This is a genomic window from Nocardia sp. NPDC050718, assembly GCF_040654235.1.
GTDB lineage: Bacteria > Actinomycetota > Actinomycetes > Mycobacteriales > Mycobacteriaceae > Nocardia.
The window spans coordinates 934,065-952,882 of sequence record NZ_JBFAHQ010000003.1; the positions used below are offsets into that span (position 1 = coordinate 934,065).

At 70.2% G+C, this 18,818-nt stretch carries 20 protein-coding genes; 14 read left to right on the forward strand and 6 right to left on the reverse strand.

Features of this window, described 5'->3' with window-relative positions; all coding sequences use genetic code 11:
- Positions 1-657 precede the first annotated feature (657 nt).
- Positions 658-936, forward strand: coding sequence for a hypothetical protein (locus AB0H54_RS18595; protein ID WP_357346550.1), 279 nt, complete (start codon positions 658-660; stop codon positions 934-936).
- Entirely contained in the window at positions 924-1,361 is a 438-nt protein-coding gene (locus AB0H54_RS18600; RefSeq protein ID WP_357346551.1) for a type II toxin-antitoxin system VapC family toxin, read from the forward strand. Before AB0H54_RS18595 ends, AB0H54_RS18600 begins: the two co-directional genes overlap by 13 nt.
- A 145-nt stretch (positions 1,362-1,506) precedes the next feature.
- Here AB0H54_RS18600 and AB0H54_RS18605 read toward each other — a convergent pair whose 3' ends face one another.
- Positions 1,507-2,364, reverse strand: coding sequence for a dienelactone hydrolase family protein (locus AB0H54_RS18605; RefSeq protein WP_357346552.1), 858 nt, complete (start codon positions 2,362-2,364; stop codon positions 1,507-1,509).
- 36 nt (positions 2,365-2,400) lie between these two features.
- Here AB0H54_RS18605 and glmS point away from each other — a divergent pair, with 36 nt between their 5' ends.
- A complete protein-coding gene (gene glmS, locus AB0H54_RS18610) occupies positions 2,401-4,281 on the forward strand; it encodes a glutamine--fructose-6-phosphate transaminase (isomerizing) (RefSeq protein WP_357346553.1) in 1,881 nt (626 codons plus the stop codon).
- Between the two features lie 39 nt (positions 4,282-4,320).
- Here the strand turns inward: glmS and AB0H54_RS18615 are convergent, their stop codons facing one another.
- Complete coding sequence (locus tag AB0H54_RS18615; protein WP_355271470.1) at positions 4,321-4,746, reverse strand: cupredoxin family copper-binding protein; 426 nt, start codon at positions 4,744-4,746, stop codon at positions 4,321-4,323.
- A gap of 69 nt (positions 4,747-4,815) precedes the next feature.
- Here AB0H54_RS18615 and AB0H54_RS18620 point away from each other — a divergent pair, with 69 nt between their 5' ends.
- From AB0H54_RS18620 to tsaD, 7 genes are all read left to right on the forward strand, one after another.
- A complete protein-coding gene (locus tag AB0H54_RS18620) occupies positions 4,816-6,255 on the forward strand; it encodes an NAD(P)H-hydrate dehydratase (protein WP_357346554.1) in 1,440 nt (479 codons plus the stop codon).
- Positions 6,256-6,382: 127 nt separating this feature from the next.
- Entirely contained in the window at positions 6,383-7,519 is a 1,137-nt protein-coding gene (alr, locus tag AB0H54_RS18625; RefSeq protein WP_357346616.1) for an alanine racemase, read from the forward strand.
- Complete coding sequence (locus AB0H54_RS18630) at positions 7,516-8,592, forward strand: alpha/beta hydrolase (protein WP_357346555.1); 1,077 nt, start codon at positions 7,516-7,518, stop codon at positions 8,590-8,592. The genes alr and AB0H54_RS18630 overlap by 4 nt, the downstream gene beginning before the upstream one ends.
- Positions 8,585-9,040: a tRNA (adenosine(37)-N6)-threonylcarbamoyltransferase complex ATPase subunit type 1 TsaE gene (gene tsaE, locus AB0H54_RS18635; RefSeq protein WP_357346556.1), complete on the forward strand. Its 456-nt coding sequence runs from the start codon at positions 8,585-8,587 to the stop codon at positions 9,038-9,040. Before AB0H54_RS18630 ends, tsaE begins: the two co-directional genes overlap by 8 nt.
- Positions 9,041-9,105: 65 nt before the next feature.
- The gene (gene tsaB / locus AB0H54_RS18640; protein ID WP_357346557.1) at positions 9,106-9,798 is read left to right on the forward strand and encodes a tRNA (adenosine(37)-N6)-threonylcarbamoyltransferase complex dimerization subunit type 1 TsaB; all 693 of its coding nucleotides are present in this window, start codon (positions 9,106-9,108) and stop codon (positions 9,796-9,798) included.
- Positions 9,799-9,827: 29 nt separating this feature from the next.
- The gene (gene rimI, locus AB0H54_RS18645) at positions 9,828-10,322 is read left to right on the forward strand and encodes a ribosomal protein S18-alanine N-acetyltransferase (RefSeq protein ID WP_218717760.1); all 495 of its coding nucleotides are present in this window, start codon (positions 9,828-9,830) and stop codon (positions 10,320-10,322) included.
- A complete protein-coding gene (gene tsaD, locus AB0H54_RS18650) occupies positions 10,319-11,365 on the forward strand; it encodes a tRNA (adenosine(37)-N6)-threonylcarbamoyltransferase complex transferase subunit TsaD (RefSeq protein WP_357346558.1) in 1,047 nt (348 codons plus the stop codon). The genes rimI and tsaD overlap by 4 nt, the downstream gene beginning before the upstream one ends.
- A gap of 25 nt (positions 11,366-11,390) precedes the next feature.
- Here tsaD and AB0H54_RS18655 read toward each other — a convergent pair whose 3' ends face one another.
- Complete coding sequence (locus tag AB0H54_RS18655) at positions 11,391-12,905, reverse strand: Hsp70 family protein (RefSeq protein WP_355271480.1); 1,515 nt, start codon at positions 12,903-12,905, stop codon at positions 11,391-11,393.
- A 363-nt stretch (positions 12,906-13,268) separates the two neighbouring features.
- On the opposite strand from AB0H54_RS18655, the gene groES reads away from it, so the two are divergent.
- Both groES and groL read left to right on the forward strand, forming a co-directional pair.
- On the forward strand, positions 13,269-13,568 hold the full coding sequence (gene groES / locus AB0H54_RS18660; RefSeq protein ID WP_019045169.1) for a co-chaperone GroES: 300 nt from the start codon (positions 13,269-13,271) through the stop codon (positions 13,566-13,568).
- Between the two features lie 83 nt (positions 13,569-13,651).
- Positions 13,652-15,262, forward strand: a complete 1,611-nt coding sequence (gene groL, locus AB0H54_RS18665; protein ID WP_357346559.1) for a chaperonin GroEL — start codon at positions 13,652-13,654, stop codon at positions 15,260-15,262.
- Positions 15,263-15,323: 61 nt separating this feature from the next.
- On the opposite strand, the gene AB0H54_RS18670 is transcribed toward groL, so the two are convergent.
- From AB0H54_RS18670 to AB0H54_RS18680, 3 genes are all read right to left on the reverse strand, one after another.
- Positions 15,324-15,575, reverse strand: a complete 252-nt coding sequence (locus AB0H54_RS18670) for a hypothetical protein (RefSeq protein ID WP_355271484.1) — start codon at positions 15,573-15,575, stop codon at positions 15,324-15,326.
- Between the two features lies 1 nt (position 15,576).
- Positions 15,577-16,194: a sigma-70 family RNA polymerase sigma factor gene (locus AB0H54_RS18675; RefSeq protein WP_355271485.1), complete on the reverse strand. Its 618-nt coding sequence runs from the start codon at positions 16,192-16,194 to the stop codon at positions 15,577-15,579.
- Positions 16,195-16,319: 125 nt separating this feature from the next.
- Positions 16,320-16,613, reverse strand: a complete 294-nt coding sequence (locus AB0H54_RS18680; RefSeq protein ID WP_022567299.1) for a WhiB family transcriptional regulator — start codon at positions 16,611-16,613, stop codon at positions 16,320-16,322.
- Positions 16,614-17,326: 713 nt separating this feature from the next.
- Here AB0H54_RS18680 and AB0H54_RS18685 point away from each other — a divergent pair.
- Together AB0H54_RS18685 and AB0H54_RS18690 are read left to right on the forward strand one after the other, a co-directional pair.
- On the forward strand, positions 17,327-18,070 hold the full coding sequence (locus tag AB0H54_RS18685) for a hypothetical protein (protein ID WP_357346560.1): 744 nt from the start codon (positions 17,327-17,329) through the stop codon (positions 18,068-18,070).
- Positions 18,071-18,227: 157 nt separating this feature from the next.
- Positions 18,228-18,806, forward strand: a complete 579-nt coding sequence (locus AB0H54_RS18690) for a sigma-70 family RNA polymerase sigma factor (RefSeq protein WP_110037079.1) — start codon at positions 18,228-18,230, stop codon at positions 18,804-18,806.
- The last annotated feature ends 12 nt before the right edge of the window (positions 18,807-18,818 follow it).

Below are 18,818 nucleotides of genomic sequence, written 5' to 3' on the forward strand. Positions count from 1 at the left end.
CCGCCGATAGTCGATTGTGGTGTAGCGCACATCTGGAGCGGGTGTCGTACCTGCATCAGCGGGAGTCGCGCCGACCTACCTGCACGACTCGCGGGGTGGCGGAGTCGCCACGTCCGGTCCCCGGGTTCCAGATGTTGCGCGCGAGGTCTGAGATCGTCGGTCGGCCTCCGTCGCTGGGGCGAATCTTGACCAGCCCGAAAACGAGGTCGCCGACACTCGCGCGTACCCATCGCGGTAGTAGGACGGAGTTGACGACGATGACGGTCGCGACGGCAGCGCTACGACTGCCAACAGGGTGCCCTCCTGGCTCTGTGGAAGTGCGATCAGGGTCAGACACGAACCGGGCAACGTTGCCAGCCACAAGCCGCCGTCCAAACCGGCCATGGAAGCGCGCATCGAACGAGGCGAGGAGCACCGCGGATCTCCTGGCGCACCATGATATTTCGCGATCTGCTGCGTGACGCCGGCGGAGCCGTGCTCGCGCCCGCCGGTGTTCATTGCGATATTCCGGCACGCAATACGGTGCCACTCGTGGGGCGATCCAGAGATTCACCGCAATCACGTCGGCGGAATCCGCTCGGAAAGTTGATAGGCGCTCAACCGGAGGCGACGAGAAAAACTGTACGATTCTGTACGGTTTGGCGTAGCCTTGCGGGTATGACCACGATCAGGGCGGAGGAAGCGCGACTTCCGCGACGGGCGAAGGAAGCGGTGGATCGGCACGAACGGGTGGTGGTGGAAAGTCATGGTCGACCCGCCTATGTCATCGTCCATCCGGACGAGTACCCGGACAGTGGCCGTCGGCGTGGCCGTTCCATGAGCGAGGCGATTCGGCTGCTCACTTCGGCCGCGACACCCGATCCCGAATTCGGCGACGATCTCGAAGCGGTGCGTGGCGCGGTGGGACCGATGCCGGAGGACCCATGGGCACACTGATCGACACGACGGTGTTCATCGACCTCGAGCGTGCCTACACCCGTGGTGGTACCTCCACCTTGGACAAGATCGCCAACCAACTCGGTGCGCAGATCGGCTTCGACGAGGATGTCGCCATGGCATCGATCACAGCTTCAGAGCTCCTGCATGGAGTCCACCGGGCAAAGCCCGAATTCCGTTCCCGGCGTGAGGCTTTTGTCGAGATGGCAATCGCGGCGTTCCCGCCGCTGCCGTTCGATCTGCTCGCGGCGCGAATCCATGCGGGGATTTGGTCCGACCTGACCAAACGTGGTCAGGAGATCGGTGCCCACGATGTGCTTGTCGCCGCCTGCGCGATGAGTATCGGTTGGCAGGTCGCCACCGCCAACGTTCGGCATTTCGAACGGATACCCGGACTCGAAATTCGTACAGTTCGATTCGACTGAGCCGGACACCCCCAGTCAGCTTCGCGACCGTGCCGATGGAGAGTTCGGCGGGGTGACGCTGTTCCGCTGCGCACGGCCGTTCCTCATCGACATCGCTTGGGGGTCGACGATCTTGGTTCGTACGGCCCGACTCGGTTGAACCGGACTACCCCCGAATGAGTTTGGCGACCGTCCCGATGGACAGCTTCGGGGCTTCCTCCTCGACCGGGGCTTGGGGGTCGACGACCTTGGTGTGGGGGAGGTCGGCTTCGGGGTCGGTGAAGGGGGCGTAGGTCTTGTCGCCGAGGAGGGCGGACAGGAGGTAGCCGGTGAGGAGGGCTCGGGTGGCCTTCTCGGTTTTGTGTTCGTAGCGGCCCGCGCCGAGGGCGGCGAAGAGGCGGCGGCCCTCGATGATGCCGTTGTGGGAGGCGCCGTCGATGGTGCGCAGGAGGGAGGGGCCCGCCCAGGCGGTGGCGAGGGCGCGGGCGTTGGAGTTGACCGAGTCGAGGTCGGTGGCGCCGGCCAGGATCAGGCCGGGCGTGTCGAGCTCGGGGGCGATGTTCTCCGCGGCGGGTGAGGTGGGGGAGGGGAACAGGGCGGCGACGGCGGCGACGCGGCGCTGGGCGGCCGCGATGACGGCGGCGCCGGCGCCCATGCCGTGGCCGGCCAGGGCGAGGCGGTCGGGGTGGACGCTGATGGTGCCGTCGCCGAGGCGCACCTTGCTGACGATGTCGAGCGTGGTGAGCAGGTCGGTGGCGAGGTCGAGGTGTGACGGGATCGGGCCGCGTTCGGTGTCGGGCGCGGCGACGACGAAGCCCCACGACGCGACGTGCTCGAGCAGGCTCTTGTAGTTCTCGGCGCTGGTCAGCCAGCCGTGCGCGAACGCGACGGCGGGCAGGCCCAGCCCGGATTCGGGGGTGAACACCACACCCGGCTGGCCCGCGATGCCCAGATTTCCGCGCAACACCCGGTGGGGGCCGCGCGCGGACAGGGTGCTCAGGAGCGACTTCACAGACACCGACACGGCGAGAAGGGTATCCGATCAGTAGGGTGGAGAACCATGTGCGGAATCGTGGGCTACGTCGGGTACCGGGACGCGCTCGGCGTTGTCGTCGACGCGTTGCGACGCATGGAGTATCGCGGATACGACTCCGCGGGCGTCGCGATTCTCGACGGAAACGGGTCGATCGCGGTCGAACGCAAGGCGGGCAAGCTGGCCAATCTGGAGGCCGAGCTGGGCGAGGCCGGGGCCGAGCGGTTCGCGGGCACCAGCGGCATGGGGCACACCCGGTGGGCCACGCACGGCGCGCCGACCGACCGCAACGCGCACCCGCACCGGGACGCGTCCGGCAAGCTCGCCGTGGTCCACAACGGCATCATCGAGAACTTCGCGCCGCTGCGCCGCGAGCTGGAGAACGCGGGCATCGAGCTGCTCAGCGACACCGACACCGAGGTCGCGGTGCACCTGGTCGCGCGCGCCTACGCCGAGGGCCCCACCGCGGGCGATTTCAGCGCGAGCGCGCTGGCCGTGCTGCAGCGCCTCGAGGGCGCGTTCACGCTGGTCTTCACCCATGCCGATCACCCGGGCACGATCGTCGCGGCCCGGCAGTCGACGCCGCTGGTGGTCGGGGTCGGGCAGGGCGAGATGTTCATCGCCTCCGATGTCACCGCGTTCATCGAGCACACCCGCGAGGCGGTCGAGCTCGGACAGAACCAGGCCGTGGTGATCACCGCCGACAGCTACACCGTCACCGACTTCGCGGGTAATACCGAGGGTGTGGTGACCAGGCCGTTCACCATCGACTGGGATCTCGCCGCCGCCGAGAAGGGCGGCCACGACTACTTCATGCTCAAGGAGATCGAGGAGCAGCCGACCGCGGTCGCCGACACCCTGATCGGGCACTTCGTCGTCGACGAGAACGGCGGCCGGATCGTCCTGGACGAGCAGCGCCTCGCCGATCAGGAACTGCGCGAGTTCGACAAGGTGTTCGTCGTCGCGTGTGGCAGCTCCTACCACGCGGGCCTGCTCGCCAAGTACGCGATCGAGCACTGGACCCGGGTGCCGGTGGAGGTCGAGCTGGCCAGCGAGTTCCGCTACCGCGACCCGGTGCTCGACCGGTCGACGCTGGTGGTGGCCATCTCGCAGTCCGGCGAGACGGCCGACACGCTCGAGGCGGTGCGCCACGCCAAGGAGCAGAAGGCGCGCGTGCTCGCCATCTGCAACACCAACGGCGCGCAGATCCCGCGCGAGTCGGACGCGGTCATCTACACCAGGACCGGGCCGGAGATCGGCGTCGCGTCCACCAAGGCGTTCCTGGCGCAGGTGGCGGCCAACTACCTGGTCGGGCTGGCGCTGGCGCAGGCGCGCGGGGTCAAGTACCCCGACGAGGTCGCGCGGGAGTTCGCCGAGCTGGAAGCCATGCCGAAGCTGATCGCGCGGGTGCTGGAGACCGGTACGCAGGTGCGGGCCATCGCGCGCGAGCTGGCGCACGTGCCGACGGTGCTGTTCCTCGGCCGCCACGTCGGGTATCCGGTGGCGCTGGAGGGCGCGCTCAAGCTCAAGGAACTGGCCTACATGCACGCCGAGGGCTTCGCCGCCGGTGAGCTCAAGCACGGGCCGATCGCGCTGATCGAGGACGGGCTGCCGGTCATCGTGGTGATGCCGTCGCCCAAGGGCCGTCCGGTGCTGCACTCGAAGCTGCTCAGCAATATCCGGGAGATCCAGGCGCGCGGCGCGCGGACCATCGTGATCGCCGAGGAGGGCGACGACACGGTGCGGCCCTTCGCCGACGATCTGATCGAGATCCCGGCCGCGCCGACGCTGTACCAGCCGTTGCTGTCGACGGTGCCGCTGCAGATCTTCGCCGCCGAGGTGGCGCAGGCGCGTGGCTACGACGTGGACAAGCCGCGCAACCTGGCCAAGTCGGTCACCGTCGAATAGCGGGTGCGCGGCCGGTCGTCGGACCGGCCGCCGCCACGATCACTGGACGGTGATGGTGCCGCGCATGTCCGGGTGCAGGCTGCACAGGTAGCGGTAGGTGCCGGGCTGGGTGAAGGTGTAGGACCATTCGCCCTTGTCGATGATCGGGCTGTTGATGCCCATCGCCTTGTCGCCGATGCCCTGCACGTTGTGCGGGGCCTTGTCGGAGAACTTCCAGGTGACGGTCTCGCCGACCTTGATGGTGGCGTCGGCGGGGGAGTACTTCATCCCGGAGACGTCGACCGTGAGGTTGGTCGGCTTGTGCTCGGTCTGGCTGGTCGTGGTGGTGACCGGACGCGGCTTGCGGGTGGTGGTGGAGGCGGCGTCCCCGGAGTCGCCGGAGCAACCGGCGATCAGCAGGGCGGCGGCCACGACGAATCCGGCGACAACCCGGGTGGATGCGGCGCGGTGACGAACCATCGACATGGGTCTGGAGCGTAGTCTGCGAACGATCGCGGACCTGTCGTGGGCCGCGCGGGCGGCCGGGAGGCGACGATGACGGATCGGCGTGGCTACTTCACCGCCGACCAGGTCAGGGCGGCCGAGGCGGAGCTGTTCACCCGGGTGCCCGCGGGAATGCCGATGCGCCGGGCCGCGTACGGGCTGGCCAATGTGGTGGCCGACGAATTGCGTTCGGGGACCGGCGGAGTTGCGGGCCGGGCGGTCGGGCTGCTGGTCGGCTCGGGCGACAACGGCGGCGACGCGCTGTGGGCCGGGTCGATGCTGGCGCGGCGCGGGGTGGCGGTGCGCGCGGTGCTGCTGAGTCCCGAACGCGCGCATCCGGACGGGCTCGCGGCACTGCGGAAGGCGGGCGGCCGGGTGGTCGACCGGCTCGACGCGGTGGATCTGGTGATCGACGGGATCGTGGGGATCTCCGGGCGGGGACCGCTGCGCCCGGCGGCCGCGGAGCTCGTTGCGGCCGTGGACGTTCCGATCATCGCGGCCGACCTGCCCAGCGGGGTCGATGTGGATACCGGCGCGGTCACCGGCCCCGCGGTCCGGGCCGAGGTCACGGTGGCGTTCGGGGCGTACAAGCCGGTGCACGCGCTGGCCGCGCCGTGGTGCGGGCGAATCGTGCTGGTGCCGATCGGTTTACGGCTGCCCGAACCCGACCTCGCGCAGCTGGCGGCCGCGGCGATCGGCGCGGACTGGCCGGTGCCCGGCGCGGCGGACGACAAATACAGCCAGGGCGTGGTCGGGGTGTGCGCGGGGAGCGCGAAGTATCCGGGGGCCGGGGTGCTGAGTACCGGCGCGGCGGTGGCGGCGACCTCGGGCCTGGTGCGCTACGTCGGCGACGACACCGAGGTGCTGGCGACGTATCCCGAAGTCGTCGCCAGTCACACGATCTCGGGGGCCGGGCGGGTCCAGGCCTGGGTGTTCGGTCCCGGCGCTGGGACCGATGCCGCGGCCAGGGACCGGCTCGCGCAGGTGCTGGCCACCGATCTGCCGGTGCTCGTCGACGCGGACGGGCTCACCCTGCTCGCCGCCGAACCCGCCCTGGTCCTAGGCCGCACCGCGCCGACCGTGCTGACGCCGCACGCGGGCGAGTTCGCCCGGCTCACCGGCGCCGAACCGGGTCCGGATCGGGTGGAGGCGGTTCGCGCGCTCGCCGACGAGTGGCGGGTGACCGTGCTGCTGAAGGGACGCGCGACGATCATCGCCGCGCCCGGCGAGCCGACGTTGGTCAGCGACGCTGGTGGGTCGTGGGCCGCGACGGCGGGCTCGGGCGATGTCCTGTCCGGCCTGCTCGGCGCGCTGCTGGCGGCGGGTCGCTCGCCCGCGTTGGCGGCCGCGGCGGCCGCGCGCGTGCACGCCTTGGCCGCCAACCTGGCCGCCTATGACGGGGAACCGGCGGCCGCGCCGATCTCCGCGTCGCCGCTGCTTCGGCATATTCGTCCCGCCATCCGTGTCCTGCGGGAGCTCGCCGGCGAATGAGGACGGGGACGCCCGCGGCGGTGGTGCCGACGCGGTCGAGATCGCGGCGACCGCTGTCGCGGGACCATCGCCGCGGCGGGCGGGCCGCGCGGGGGCAGGTTCCGCGAATCCGGCGGGTCCTGGCAGGATCGAAGCCGTGAATGCGCAAGTGGAGACTGTCATCGACCTGGATGCCATCGCCCACAACGTGCGTGTGCTGCGCGAGTTCGCGCAGGGCGCCGGGGTGATGGCGGTGGTCAAGGCCGACGGCTACAACCACGGCGCGGTCGAGGTCGGGCGCACGGCGCTGGCGGCGGGGGCCACCGAGCTGGGGGTCACCACGGTCGCCGAGGCGCTGGCCTTGCGCGCCGCCGGGATCACCGCGCCGATCCTGTGCTGGCTCAACACCATCGACGCGGACTTCGGCGCCGCGATCGCGGCCGATGTCGAGATCGGGGTGTCCTCGCTCACGCAGCTGCGGGCGGTCGAGCGGGCGGCGCGCGCGAGCGGCCGGACCGCCGTCGTGACGCTCAAGGTCGACACCGGGCTGAACCGCAACGGGGTGTCGGTCACCGAGTATCCGCAGGTCCTGCGGGCCCTGCGCGCCCTCGTCGACGAGCGGGTCGTCCGGTTCCGGGCGATCTTCTCCCACCTCGCGCACTCCGACGAACCCGAGCATCCGATGCTCGACCGGCAGCGGGAACGCTTCGTCGAGGCGATCGCGCAGGCCAAGGAACAGGGCCTCGAGCCCGAGCAGGTGCACCTGGCGAATTCCGCGGCCACCCTGACCCGCCCCGACCTGCACTTCGACCTGGTGCGGCCGGGCATCGCGGTGTACGGGCTGTCGCCGATCCCGGAACTCGGTGACTTCGGGCTGCGGCCCGCGATGACGCTGCAAGCCGAGGTCACCCTGGTGAAACGGGTGGCCGCGGGGGAGGGCGTGTCCTACGGGCACCGCTGGATCGCGCCGCGCGACACCACCGTCGCGCTGGTGCCCGCGGGCTACGCCGACGGTGTATTCCGCTCGCTGAGTGGGCGTTTCGAGGTGTGGCTGGGCGGGTCCCGGCACCGTAATGTCGGGCGCGTGTGCATGGACCAATTCATGGTCGACCTGGGCGACAACCCGGGCGGCGTGCGGGAGGGCGACCGGGCGGTGCTGTTCGGCGGCGGCGCCGGGCATCCGCACGCGCTCGACTGGGCCAGGCTGCTCGACACCATCGACTACGAGGTGGTCTGTTCGCCGCGCGGCCGGGCCGTGCGCCGCTACGTGGGGACCGGCCGATGACGCGGGGCAAGGTGATCCTGCGCGGCGGCCTGGCGACCGCGAGCCTGCTCGGCGCGCTCGCCGTCGCGCACACGCTGCGCCGGATCGGCGCGCGGGTGCGCTGGCCCGCCGAACGGGACGAGTACCGCGACGAGAACTTCGCCCTGATCGACGAGGACGAGCCGGGCATGGTGATCGCCGACGACGGTGTGTCGCTGGCCACCCGGACGTACGGTGACGAGTCCGCCGAGGTGACCGTCGTCTTCGTGCACGGGTTCTGCAACAGCATGGAGTCCTTCCACTTCCAGCGCCGCGACCTCGCCCGCGAATGGGGCCCGCGGGTCCGGCTGGTCTTCTTCGACCAGCGCGGGCACGGCCGCTCCGGGACGCCGAGCACCGAGAGCTGCACCGTCGCGCAGCTCGGCCACGATGTCGCCGCCGTGGTGCGCGAGTGCGCGCCGACCGGGCCGGTGGTGCTGGTCGGGCACTCGCTCGGCGGGATGGCCGTACTCGCGGCGGCGGCGCAGTTCCCCGAACTCTTCGCGGCGCGGGTGCGCGCGGTCGGCCTGTTCTGCACCGCCGCGGCCGAGGTGACCGCGACCGGGCTGCCGCAGCTGCTGCGGCATCCGGCGATCGACGGGTTCCGGATGGCGGTGCGCACCGCGCCCGCCGTCGTCCAGGTGAGCCGGACCGCGAGCAAGCAGCTGGTGACGCCGATCCTGCACGTCAGCTCGTTCCACGGGCCGGTGAGCCCGACGCTGTCGCGCTTCACCACCATGATGATCGACCGCACGCCCGTGGCGACCATCGAGAAGTTCCTGAAAGCGATTGAGCTGCACGACGAGTCGGCGGCGCTGCCGGTGCTGGCCGACCTGCCGGTGCTCGTCCTCGGCGGCGCGCACGACATGGTGATCCCGTTCCGCAACTCGCGCGCGCTGGCCGCGGCCCTGCCGGGCAGCGAGCTGGTGCGGATGGGCGCGGCCGCGCACATGCCGCACCTGCAGTACCCCGAGGTGACGCTGGACGCACTGGACCGGCTGCTGGCCGCCGCCGGCTTCGGCGGCGCGCGGGGCGGGGAGGCCGTCGGTGGCTGACCCACAGCAGCGCGTCCTGGCCACGGTCGAGGACACCGAAGCCTTCGGCCGGGAGCTGGCCGCGACCCTGCGCGCCGGTGACCTGGTGGTTCTCGACGGTCCGCTCGGCGCCGGGAAAACGGCGCTGACCAGGGGGATCGCGGCCGGTCTCGGCGTCGCGGGCCGGGTCAGCTCGCCGACCTTCATCATCGCGCGGGCGCACAAGGCCGGGGAGCGGCCCGACGGCACGCCCGGCGTCGCGCTGGTGCACGTGGACGCCTACCGGCTCGCGGGCGACCTGGACGAACTCGACGCCCTCGACCTCGACACCGACCTGCACCACGCCGTCGTGGTGGTGGAGTGGGGCAAGGGTGTCGTGGAACACCTCACCGAACGGCACCTGCGGGTGCAACTCGCCCGGGAACCGGAATCCGATGTGCGCACGGCCATCTGGGAGTGGATCGAATAACCCGTGGACCGGCGGGCACCGGTGCGCGCCGGGCGCGGAAACCACCCGGTATTGTTGAGACAATCATGCTCGTACTAGCAGTCGACACCGCGACACCCGCCGTTACAGCGGGATTGGTGCATCTGTCACCTGCCGCCGACGCGGACACCCGGCCCGCCGTGGCGACGCTCGCTGCCCGCGTCAAGGTCGACGCGCGCGCCCACGCCGAGGTGCTCACCCCGCAGATCCTGGAATGCCTCACCGAGGCCGGAGTGCGCCGTGACCAGCTCGACGCCCTCGTCGTCGGGGTCGGGCCCGGCCCGTTCACCGGTCTCCGGGTCGGGATGGCCACCGCCGCCGCCTTCGGCGACGCGCTGGGTCTGCCCGTGTACGGGGTGTGCAGTCTCGACGCCATCGCCGCCGAGGCCGCGGGTGAGCAACGCGACAGCGGCGAACTGCTGGTGGTGACCGACGCGCGCAGGCGCGAGGTGTACTGGGCCCGCTACCTGAACGGGGCGCGCAGCGCCGGACCCGAGGTGTGCAAGCCCGCCGAGGTGCCGCTCGGTGACGCCGTCGCGATCGCGGGTTCGGCCGCCCACGTCGACTACTTCGATCTGCCGGTGCTGCCCAGCGAGACGCCGTCGCCCGCCGGGCTGGTGGCTGTCGCCGCCGCCGAGCTGCTGGCCGGTACCGCGCCCGAGCCGCTGATCCCGCTGTACCTGCGCAGGCCCGACGCCGTCGAGAACAGCTTCCGCACCCTCGACCGGACCGGGGCGTGAACGCCGTGTCCGACTACCGGATCGAACCGATGACGGTGCACGACATCGACCGCTGCGTCGAGCTCGAGCACCTGCTGTTCCCCGAGGACGACCCGTGGCAGGCGGTGTCGTTCCGCTCCGAGCTGGCCGGCGCGCACAACCGCTACATCACCGCCCGCGACGCGAACGGCGCGATGGTCGGCTACGCGGGCATCGCGCTGCTCGGTGACGCCGCGCATCCCGAGGCCGAGGTGCACACCATCGGCGTCGATCCGGACTGTCATCGCGGCGGCATCGGCACCCTGCTGCTGGAGGCGCTGCTGGCCACCGCCGCCGAACGCGGCGGGCCGGTGTTCCTCGAGGTCCGCACCGACAACGCGCCCGCGATCGCGCTCTACGCCAAGCACGGTTTCCACATCATCGGGCTGCGCAAGAACTACTACCACCCCAGCGGCGCCGACGCATACACCATGCGGCGGCCCGAACTCACCGTGGCGGCCGATGAATGGGCCGCGCGCGGCAGGCAGGACGAGGTGCTGTCGTGATCGTCATGGGCATCGAAAGCTCGTGCGACGAAACGGGAGTCGGCATTGTCCGGCGGCACCCGGATTGTTCGCTGGAACTGCTCGCCGACGAGGTGGCCTCCAGCGTCGACCAGCACGCGCGCTTCGGCGGCGTTGTCCCCGAGATCGCCTCGCGCGCGCATCTCGAGGCGATCGTGCCCGCCATGCGCCGGGCGCTGGCCGCGGCCGGGATCAGCAAGCCCGACGCGCTCGCCGTCACCATCGGGCCCGGCCTCGCCGGTGCGCTGCTGGTCGGCGTCGCGGCGGCCAAGGCCTACGCGGCCGCCTGGGATGTGCCGTTCTACGCGCTCAACCACCTCGGTGGGCACGTCGCGGTCGACACGCTCGAGCACGGGCCGCTGCCGCCCGCGGTGGCGCTGCTCGTCTCCGGCGGGCACACCCACCTGCTGCAGGTCACCGATCTCGGCTCGCCGATCACCGAGCTCGGCAGCACCGTCGACGACGCGGCGGGCGAGGCCTTCGACAAGGTCGCCCGGCTGCTCGGCCTCGGCTACCCCGGCGGCCCCTACCTGGACGCCGCCGCCAAGGACGGAGATCCGCGCGCGATCGCGTTCCCGCGCGGCATGACCGGTCCGCGCGACGCGCGCTACGACTTCTCCTTCTCCGGCCTCAAGACCGCGGTCGCCCGCTATGTCGAGGCCGCGCAGCGCCAGGGCATCGGCCCCGATCAGCTGCCGATCCCCGACATCGCCGCGTCCTTCCAGGAGGCGGTGGCCGATGTGCTGACGATGAAGGCCGTGCGCGCCGCGACCGATATCGGCGTCGACACGATCGTGCTCGGCGGCGGCGCCACCGCGAATTCGCGGATCCGCTCGCTGGCCGAGGAGCGCTGCGCGGCAGCGGGATTGACCCTGCGGGTGCCCAAGCCACGGCTGTGCACCGACAACGGGGTGATGATCGCGGCGCTCGGCGCGCATGTGATCGCGGCGGGCGCGCAGCCCGCGGAATTGACGGTCGCCACGGATCCGGGTCTGCCGGTGTCGGTGAGCGCCCTGCACGGCTGACTCGTCGGCGGAACCGCGGTCCCGGCTAGTCGATGAGCTGAAGCGGTGCTTCGCTCGGCGTGCTCGCGGCCGGCGGGATCGGCAGCAGGCTCTGGGCGGGCCGCTGCTGGCTCGGTGAGGTGTTCGGGGTGGACGGCCGCTGCTGCTGCCTGCCGCCCGAGGACCCGCTGTCGATCGGGCCGAGCGGGGACTCCGGGTAGGGGATCTGCGGCAGGTTCGGATCGGGCCGCAGGGTCGGCGCCGTGGTCGACGGCGCGACCTGCCCCGGCGTCGGCGGTGGGGGCGGCGCGATCAGCGGTGTGGTCGTCGTCGGGACCTGGGTGGTCGGCACCTCGGTGGTGGGCGGCGCGTTGGTGACGCCGGTGCGGTCGGTGCTCTCGCGATTGGCGGGTGTCGGTGCCTGCTGCGGCACCACGGGTAACGGTGGCTGCCGCACGGTGCTGCTGGTGCCCGCCGGGGTGACATCGGCGGGGTCGGGCGAGACCGCCTGCACGCCGTAGCCGATCACCAGGCCGACCACCACGACCGCGCCGGCCAGCGTCCCGGCGACCTTGGTGAAGGTGCTGTTCGGGGCGTCGCCCAGCGCGGCCACCTGCAGGGCCGACGGTGCCGCCGCGTCGGCGACCAGCGCGGCGCCCTTGGCGATCACGGCTTCCGGATCGGGCACGGTGATGACGGGCACGTCCAGCCTGCCGTGCAGCGTCTCGACGACGGCGGGGATGTTGGCGCACCCGCCGATCACCGCGACCGCCTCGGGATACTTCGGCGCCCGGGTGAAGACCGACGCGGTGAACAGCGCGATATTGCGCAGCAGCCCGCCGATCAGCTCCTCGAAGTCGGAGCGGGTGAGCTTGAGCGGCTGCCCGGCCACGTGGTCGATGGTGACCGCGGGCGCGATCGACAGGTGCTCCTTGGCCGCCCGGCCCCGGTTGGTCAGGGTGCCGCGGTTGGGCCTGGTGCCCCGGCGGGCGTAGTGCAGGTCGACGAGGTGGTGGTAGATCAGCTCGTCGATGGCGTTGCCGCTGAGCGTCGGGGTGCGCTCGGTGTGCAGGATCGTGCCGTCGGCGTAGTCGACGACGGTGACGGTGAGCCCGGTGGCGCCGAGGTCGACCACCGCGACGGTGGCGTAGCGGTCGAGCAGGCCGGTGTCGCGTAAGTAGGTCATCGCGGCGGTGCCCTCGGGCACCAGCCGCAGATCGCGGTGCCGGGTGGTGGCGGCCCGGATGGCCTGGGCCTGTTCCCTGTTCCGGAAGGCGACGGCGACACTGGTCGGCGGGCGCGAACGGGCGGGCTCGTCGCGGCGGTGCGCGCCGGAGGAGTAGCGCCCGAGCGGTTCGCCCGCCATGGCGGCGCCCTGGGTGACGGGCAGCTGGGTGGTCATCAGCTCGATCGAGGACGATACGAGATCGCCGAGATCGGAGTGGGCCGCGTCGGCCGAGACGACGCGGTAGTCGAAGCTCTGCTCACCGGCGGGACCGGTGGCGACCAGCGCTGAGCACACCACCTCGTTTCCGGCGGAAATGCCGAGGGATGTTCGCATGTTCACCTCCCTTCGAGCGTGGATGGTTCTGTGATGCCGACCATCTCGAATGGAACGCTATACATATCCTTTCACAGCCTGTTATGCGAACGTTACAGATTGTGGCAAGCGATGTGAAGATCACTGGCGAGTGTGGGCGTGTCGAAAATGCGACATTGGCAGAACCCGGCCTTGAGCGCTGGCACTCTCGCGTATAGAGTGCTAGTCGGCACTGTGTAGCTGTGCTTGTGCCAGTCGACTACTGGGCAGGGGTCCCGGCACCCGCGACGACGGGGCGAACGCGCAGAGTCGCAAGCTGACCGAAACCCGGTCCGGGACAACAGTTCCGGACGACCGAATTCCCCTGAAAGTGGAGGGCTCAACGTGGCGAGCGTGAACATCAAGCCGCTCGAGGACAAGATCCTCGTCCAGGCCAACGAGGCCGAGACGACGACGGCCTCCGGCCTGGTCATCCCGGACACGGCCAAGGAGAAGCCGCAGGAGGGCACCGTCATCGCCGTCGGCGAGGGCCGGATCACCGAGAAGGGTGACCGCATCCCCGTCGACGTCAAGGAAGGCGACGTCGTCATCTACAGCAAGTACGGCGGCACCGAGATCAAGTACCAGGGTGGGGAGTACCTCATCCTGTCGGCGCGCGACATCCTGGCCGTCGTCACCAAGTAGGCCAACGCCGCATACGCGTTCCGCCCCGGCGTCGTCTCGCGACCCGGGGCGGATTGCGTTCTCACACAGGAGCTGAATCCTCTATGGCAAAGCAGATCGAGTTCGACGAGAAGGCTCGCCGGGCTCTGGAACGCGGTGTCGACAAGCTCGCCGACGCCGTCAAGGTGACCCTCGGTCCCCGTGGCCGCCACGTCGTGCTGGCGAAGGCCTTCGGTGGCCCGACCGTGACCAACGACGGTGTCACCATCGCGCGTGACATCGATCTCGAGGACCCCTTCGAGAACCTCGGCGCCCAGCTCGTCAAGAGCGTCGCCACCAAGACCAACGACGTCGCCGGCGACGGCACCACCACCGCGACCGTGCTGGCCCAGGCCTTCGTGCGCGCGGGCCTGAAGAACGTCGCCGCGGGCGCCAACCCGATCTCCCTCGGCCAGGGCATCGCGCTGGCCGCCGACAAGGTGTCGGAGGTGCTGCTCGCCGCGTCGACCCCGGTCTCCGGTGAGCAGGCCATCGCCCAGGTCGCCACCGTCTCCTCGCGCGACGAGGAGATCGGCGAGATGGTCGGCAAGGCGCTGACCACCGTCGGCAAGGACGGCGTCGTCACCGTCGAGGAGTCCTCGACCACGCAGACCGAACTCGTCATCACCGAGGGTGTGCAGTTCGACAAGGGCTACCTCTCGCCCTACTTCGTGACCGATCCCGAGACCCAGCAGGCCGTGCTGGAGGACACCTACGTCCTGCTGCACCGCGACAAGATCAGCTCGCTGCCCGACCTGCTGCCGGTGCTCGAGAAGATCGCCGAGTCCGGCAAGTCCGTGCTGATCATCGCCGAGGACATCGAGGGCGAGGCCCTGTCCACCCTGGTGGTCAACTCGATCCGCAAGACCCTTAAGGCCGTCGCGGTCAAGGCGCCGTTCTTCGGTGACCGCCGCAAGGCGTTCCTCGACGACCTGGCCGTCGTCACCGGTGGCACCGTGATCAACCCCGATCTCGGCGTCACCCTGCGCGAGGCCACCATCGAGCAGCTGGGTCAGGCGCGTCGCATCGTCGTCACCAAGGACGAGACCGTTCTGATCGACGGCGCGGGCACCGAGGCCGACGTCGCCGCCCGCAGCGCGCAGCTGCGGCGCGAGATCGAGGCCACCGATTCCGACTGGGATCGGGAGAAGCTCGAGGAGCGGCTGGCGAAGCTGGCCGGCGGCGTCGCGGTGATCCGCGTCGGCGCGGCCACCGAGACCGCGCTCAAGGAGCGCAAGTACCGCGTCGACGACGCGGTCGCGGCGGCCAAGGCCGCGGTCGAGGAGGGTATCGTCCCCGGCGGCGGCACCGCGCTGGTGCAGGCCGCGACCGCGCTGGTCGAGCTGCGCGACTCGCTGACCGGTGATCAGGCCGTCGGCGTCGAGGTCGTCCGCAAGGGCCTCGAGGCGCCGCTGTTCTGGATCGCCACCAACGCCGGTGTCGACGGCGCCGTCGTCGTCAGCAAGGTCGCCGACGGCAAGGAGGGCTTCAACGCCGCCACCCTCGCCTACGGTGATCTGCTCACCGACGGTGTCGTCGATCCGGTCAAGGTGACCCGCTCCGCCGTGGTGAACGCCGCCTCGGTCGCGCGGATGATCCTGACCACCGAGAGCGCCATCGTGGACAAGCCGGTCGAGGAGGCCGACGACCACGGGCATCACGGTCACGCGCACTGAGCGACACAATGACGAAGGCCCCTGGACCGCGGTGCGGTTCGGGGGCCTTTCGTTTCGCGCGCTAGCTGGCTACCGGGGGCTCTTCGGCGTCGATCGCGGCCAGCAGGCGCGCACGCAGGGAGGGGGGAGGTGGGGTCGGTGTACTCGCACCGAGTTCGGCGAGAACCGTGCGGGTGCCGCGGATCTCGTGGAGGAACTCGGTACAGAGGACGGAGTCTTCGGTATCGATGATGGTCTGGATCGCGTGATGGTCTTCGTCGTCGATCAATCCGAGCGCGACGGTGTGCGCGAGATCGATCTGGGCTTCGTTCATCTCACGTCACCCCCAAACTTTTCTTCAGTCGTGTCAGTCCGTCCCGAATACGGGACTTGACGGTCGGTAGTCCGATGCCGAGGTGCTGAGCTACCTCCGCATAGGTGCGCCCGCCGTAGTAGGCGAGCGAGATCGCCTCGCGCTGCGTCTCGGTCAATGTCGAGAGCCCGCGCTGGACGGCCTGTTGTTCGAGTCTGCGTTCCACCTCCTCCGTGACCTCGTCGAATTCGTTGCCGAGCACCCGGATCCCGTAGGCGACTTCGCGCTGGGTGTGGGCTTGCTCGGCACGAACCCGGTCGACCGCCCGCCGGTGCGCCAACGTCATCAGCCAGGTCACCGCCGACCCCTTGGTGGGGTCGAAACTCGTTGCGGTGCGCCAGATCTGCAGATAGACCTCTTGCGTGGTCTCCTCCGCGTACCCCGGGTCGTGCAGGACCCGCAGGATCAGGCCGAAGACGCGCGCAGACGTCCGGTCGTACAGTTCGGCAAAGGCTTGCTGGTCGGACAGGCCGCATCGTTCCAACAGTGCAGCTAGCTCGACTCCTTCGGCCGCGCGTGCGGTAACCGCAGAATCCACGCTCGGTGGGAAGGCTTCGCTTCGGAACCCATTCTGTGTCATCGGTCACGAATGTAGCCCGCGGCTATGACCTCCCTCCGCCCGGGGGTGCCTTGTTCGGGTGCCAGCTGTTTGCTAGAGATTCGGCACGCCACGCCGGGCGGATGGGAGTTGATTTGCCGAAGTATCTAGACGGCCATACGGCGCCGGTTGCGGCGCGCGTGCATCTCGCGTTCGGTCTCCGACATCCCACCCCAGATGCCGTACGGCTCGCTCACCTTGAGCGCGTGGGTACGGCACTGCATCAGCACGGGGCAGGCCCGGCAGATCTCCTTGGCGCGCATCTCGCGCGCGGTGCGGGCGCGGCCACGTTCGCCGTCGGGGTGGAAGAAGACCGCGGAGTCCTGGCCGCGGCACGAGCCGCGCATCTGCCAATCCCAGACATCGGCGTTCGGGCCGGGAAGGTGAGTGGGCATGGGCATGGTGAACTCCTTGTGGTGCGAGCTCGTCAGCGTTGTCGAGCGACGTGGTGCGGCAGGTCAACGCGGCACCTCGCGCGGAGGTGGCCGGCTCGACGGTGCCTGACGGTGCCGTAGGTGGTCGCTGCAATTTCGCGCGGCGCCGACCCCGGCGATGAGCTACGTTAGGTGCACGCGGGAATTTCCGTCAATAGTTCGACGCATTGGTACCGCAAATCCGCAACGCTGAAATTTAACCTGCGCACTGTTTACATTTCATGCCCGGTCCGTTCATACTGTTCGGTTGGCTATGGCCGGGTCTCAGCGCGGTGCTCGCGGCGTACGGCATTTCCCCAGGTCGCGCCAGGCAGAGCCGGTTTCGGCCGACAGAGCCGCCGGTCGGGCGGGTGTTGCGGGTCACAACGGGGGTCGTCCGTGGACGGGGTGCAGATGGCGTAATCGGGGCGCCGAGGTTAATTGCGCGAAACGCATGTGAATTCGAAACTTTGCGGTAGTGGAGTCGGCGGGCGGAGATTTACCTGATGGCAACATGCACCGCCGATGGAAAAGCTGATCGGTAGCTGTGCCGGGGCCGTGGTGACATATCACGAGAACGGCCCGGCGCCCGTGGCGGCTACAGTCTCGGCGTGCAGACAACGGCTTCACCCGCGGATATCGGTTCCGAAATACTCGTTTCGACTGCTTTCGGGCCCACCCCCGGCACTGCCGCTGCGGAGTTGCCGACGCCGGCAACCCCCCTGGACAGGTGGTATCGCGCGGTCGCGCTCGGGGCGCAGGGGCGCTACGCCGCCGCCAGGGCGGACCTGTCGACGCTGTCCCGCGCGCGGATCGATCCGGCGCTGCGCTCCCGCGTCGAGAGCACCCGCGGCTCGCTGCTGCGCCAGCTCGGCGGGCACGCCGCGGCCGCCGCCTTCGACGGCCGCGCGGCGACGCTCGCCCTCGGTGCCGCCGGAGCCGACCGCGCCGAGGCGCTGGCCGACGCCTACACCGGCCTGGCCGCCGACGCCCTCGGCACCGGCAGGCTCGCCCTGGCCCGCAGGCTGCTCGGCCGGGTGGAACCGCTGCTGGCCGACGCGCCCGCCCGCTGCGCGGTGCGCTGGCACTGGGTGCGCGCGGAGACCGCGCTCGCCGGTGGTGCGGCCGCGCCGGCGCTGCGCGACGCCGAGATCGCGGTGGCACTGGCCGCCGCGCTGCCGTCGGTCCGGCACCGGGTGAAATCGGCTTTGCTCGTCGCCGCCGCGACCGCCGCCGCGGGCGACCCGGCGGGCTCGGCGGCGCGGGCCCGCGCGGTCGACGCCGACTGCGCCGAACACGGTCTGCTGCCACTGCGCTGGGCCACCGCGATGCTGCGCGCCGGGGTGTGCGACCAGCCCGAAGCGCGGGTCGCCGCGGCCGAAGCCGCAGATCATGCGGCCCGGATCCGCGGGTGGGGCGGGGATTTCACGCTGCCGTCCTCGTGACCCGCTCCCGGTGATCTTCCTGAGAGGTCTCATAGAAGGGACCAGGCCCGCTGGCGGGTGATCAACGGGTCGCTATTGTTAGTTCCGTTCCGCCCCTTCGGTGGAAGCTCGGTCACATTGGACCGCGCCACTCGTAACGCCAGGAAAATCTCTGACGATGACGCATATGGGCGAAGAGTTGGACCTCGCCGTCGCTGCGGCTGCGCAGGGCGACAGGACTGCTTTAGCTCAGGTACTGGAACTGATCCGACCGCTGGTAGTCCGCTACTGCCGGGCCAGGATCGGTGCCGCGGAGCGCGGGCAGCTCTCCGCGGATGATGTTGCGCAAGAGGTCTGTTTGGCTGTGATGACCGCCCTGCCCCGCTATCAGGATCAGGGTCGGCCCTTCATGGCCTTCGTTTACGGAATCGCTTCGCACAAGGTCGCCGACGCCCATCGCAACGCCGCCCGTAACAAGGCGGAGGCGATGGCCGAAGTACCAGATGTCATATCCACCGACCAGGGACCGGAGCAGCGAGCTCTCGACTCGGAGACGAGCAGGCAGATGAACACTCTGCTGGCCACGCTCCCCGAGAAACATCGGGAAATCCTGATCCTGCGCTTGGTCATGGGTCTGTCAGCAGAAGAAACCGCAGTCGCCGTGGGCAGCACGGCGGGGGCGATACGAGTAGCCCAGCACAGGGCACTCGCGAAACTGAAGTCACAAGTGGCGAGGGCAGGTGAAATGTATGGCTAGGGATGGCGAGCG

What these genes read in the sequence shown, in the direction of transcription:
- AB0H54_RS18595 (WP_357346550.1), top strand. Translation starts at nt 658, where the DNA reads ATGACCACGATCAGGGCGGAGGAAGCGCGACTTCCGCGACGGGCGAAG.
- AB0H54_RS18600 (WP_357346551.1), top strand. Translation starts at nt 924, where the DNA reads ATGGGCACACTGATCGACACGACGGTGTTCATCGACCTCGAGCGTGCC.
- glmS (WP_357346553.1), top strand. Translation starts at nt 2,401, where the DNA reads ATGTGCGGAATCGTGGGCTACGTCGGGTACCGGGACGCGCTCGGCGTT.
- AB0H54_RS18615 (WP_355271470.1), bottom strand. Translation starts at nt 4,746, where the DNA reads ATGTCGATGGTTCGTCACCGCGCCGCATCCACCCGGGTTGTCGCCGGA.
- AB0H54_RS18620 (WP_357346554.1), top strand. Translation starts at nt 4,816, where the DNA reads ATGACGGATCGGCGTGGCTACTTCACCGCCGACCAGGTCAGGGCGGCC.
- AB0H54_RS18630 (WP_357346555.1), top strand. Translation starts at nt 7,516, where the DNA reads ATGACGCGGGGCAAGGTGATCCTGCGCGGCGGCCTGGCGACCGCGAGC.
- tsaB (WP_357346557.1), top strand. Translation starts at nt 9,106, where the DNA reads ATGCTCGTACTAGCAGTCGACACCGCGACACCCGCCGTTACAGCGGGA.
- rimI (WP_218717760.1), top strand. Translation starts at nt 9,828, where the DNA reads ATGACGGTGCACGACATCGACCGCTGCGTCGAGCTCGAGCACCTGCTG.
- AB0H54_RS18655 (WP_355271480.1), bottom strand. Translation starts at nt 12,905, where the DNA reads ATGCGAACATCCCTCGGCATTTCCGCCGGAAACGAGGTGGTGTGCTCA.
- groL (WP_357346559.1), top strand. Translation starts at nt 13,652, where the DNA reads ATGGCAAAGCAGATCGAGTTCGACGAGAAGGCTCGCCGGGCTCTGGAA.
- AB0H54_RS18670 (WP_355271484.1), bottom strand. Translation starts at nt 15,575, where the DNA reads ATGAACGAAGCCCAGATCGATCTCGCGCACACCGTCGCGCTCGGATTG.
- AB0H54_RS18675 (WP_355271485.1), bottom strand. Translation starts at nt 16,194, where the DNA reads ATGACACAGAATGGGTTCCGAAGCGAAGCCTTCCCACCGAGCGTGGAT.
- AB0H54_RS18680 (WP_022567299.1), bottom strand. Translation starts at nt 16,613, where the DNA reads ATGCCCATGCCCACTCACCTTCCCGGCCCGAACGCCGATGTCTGGGAT.
- AB0H54_RS18690 (WP_110037079.1), top strand. Translation starts at nt 18,228, where the DNA reads ATGACGCATATGGGCGAAGAGTTGGACCTCGCCGTCGCTGCGGCTGCG.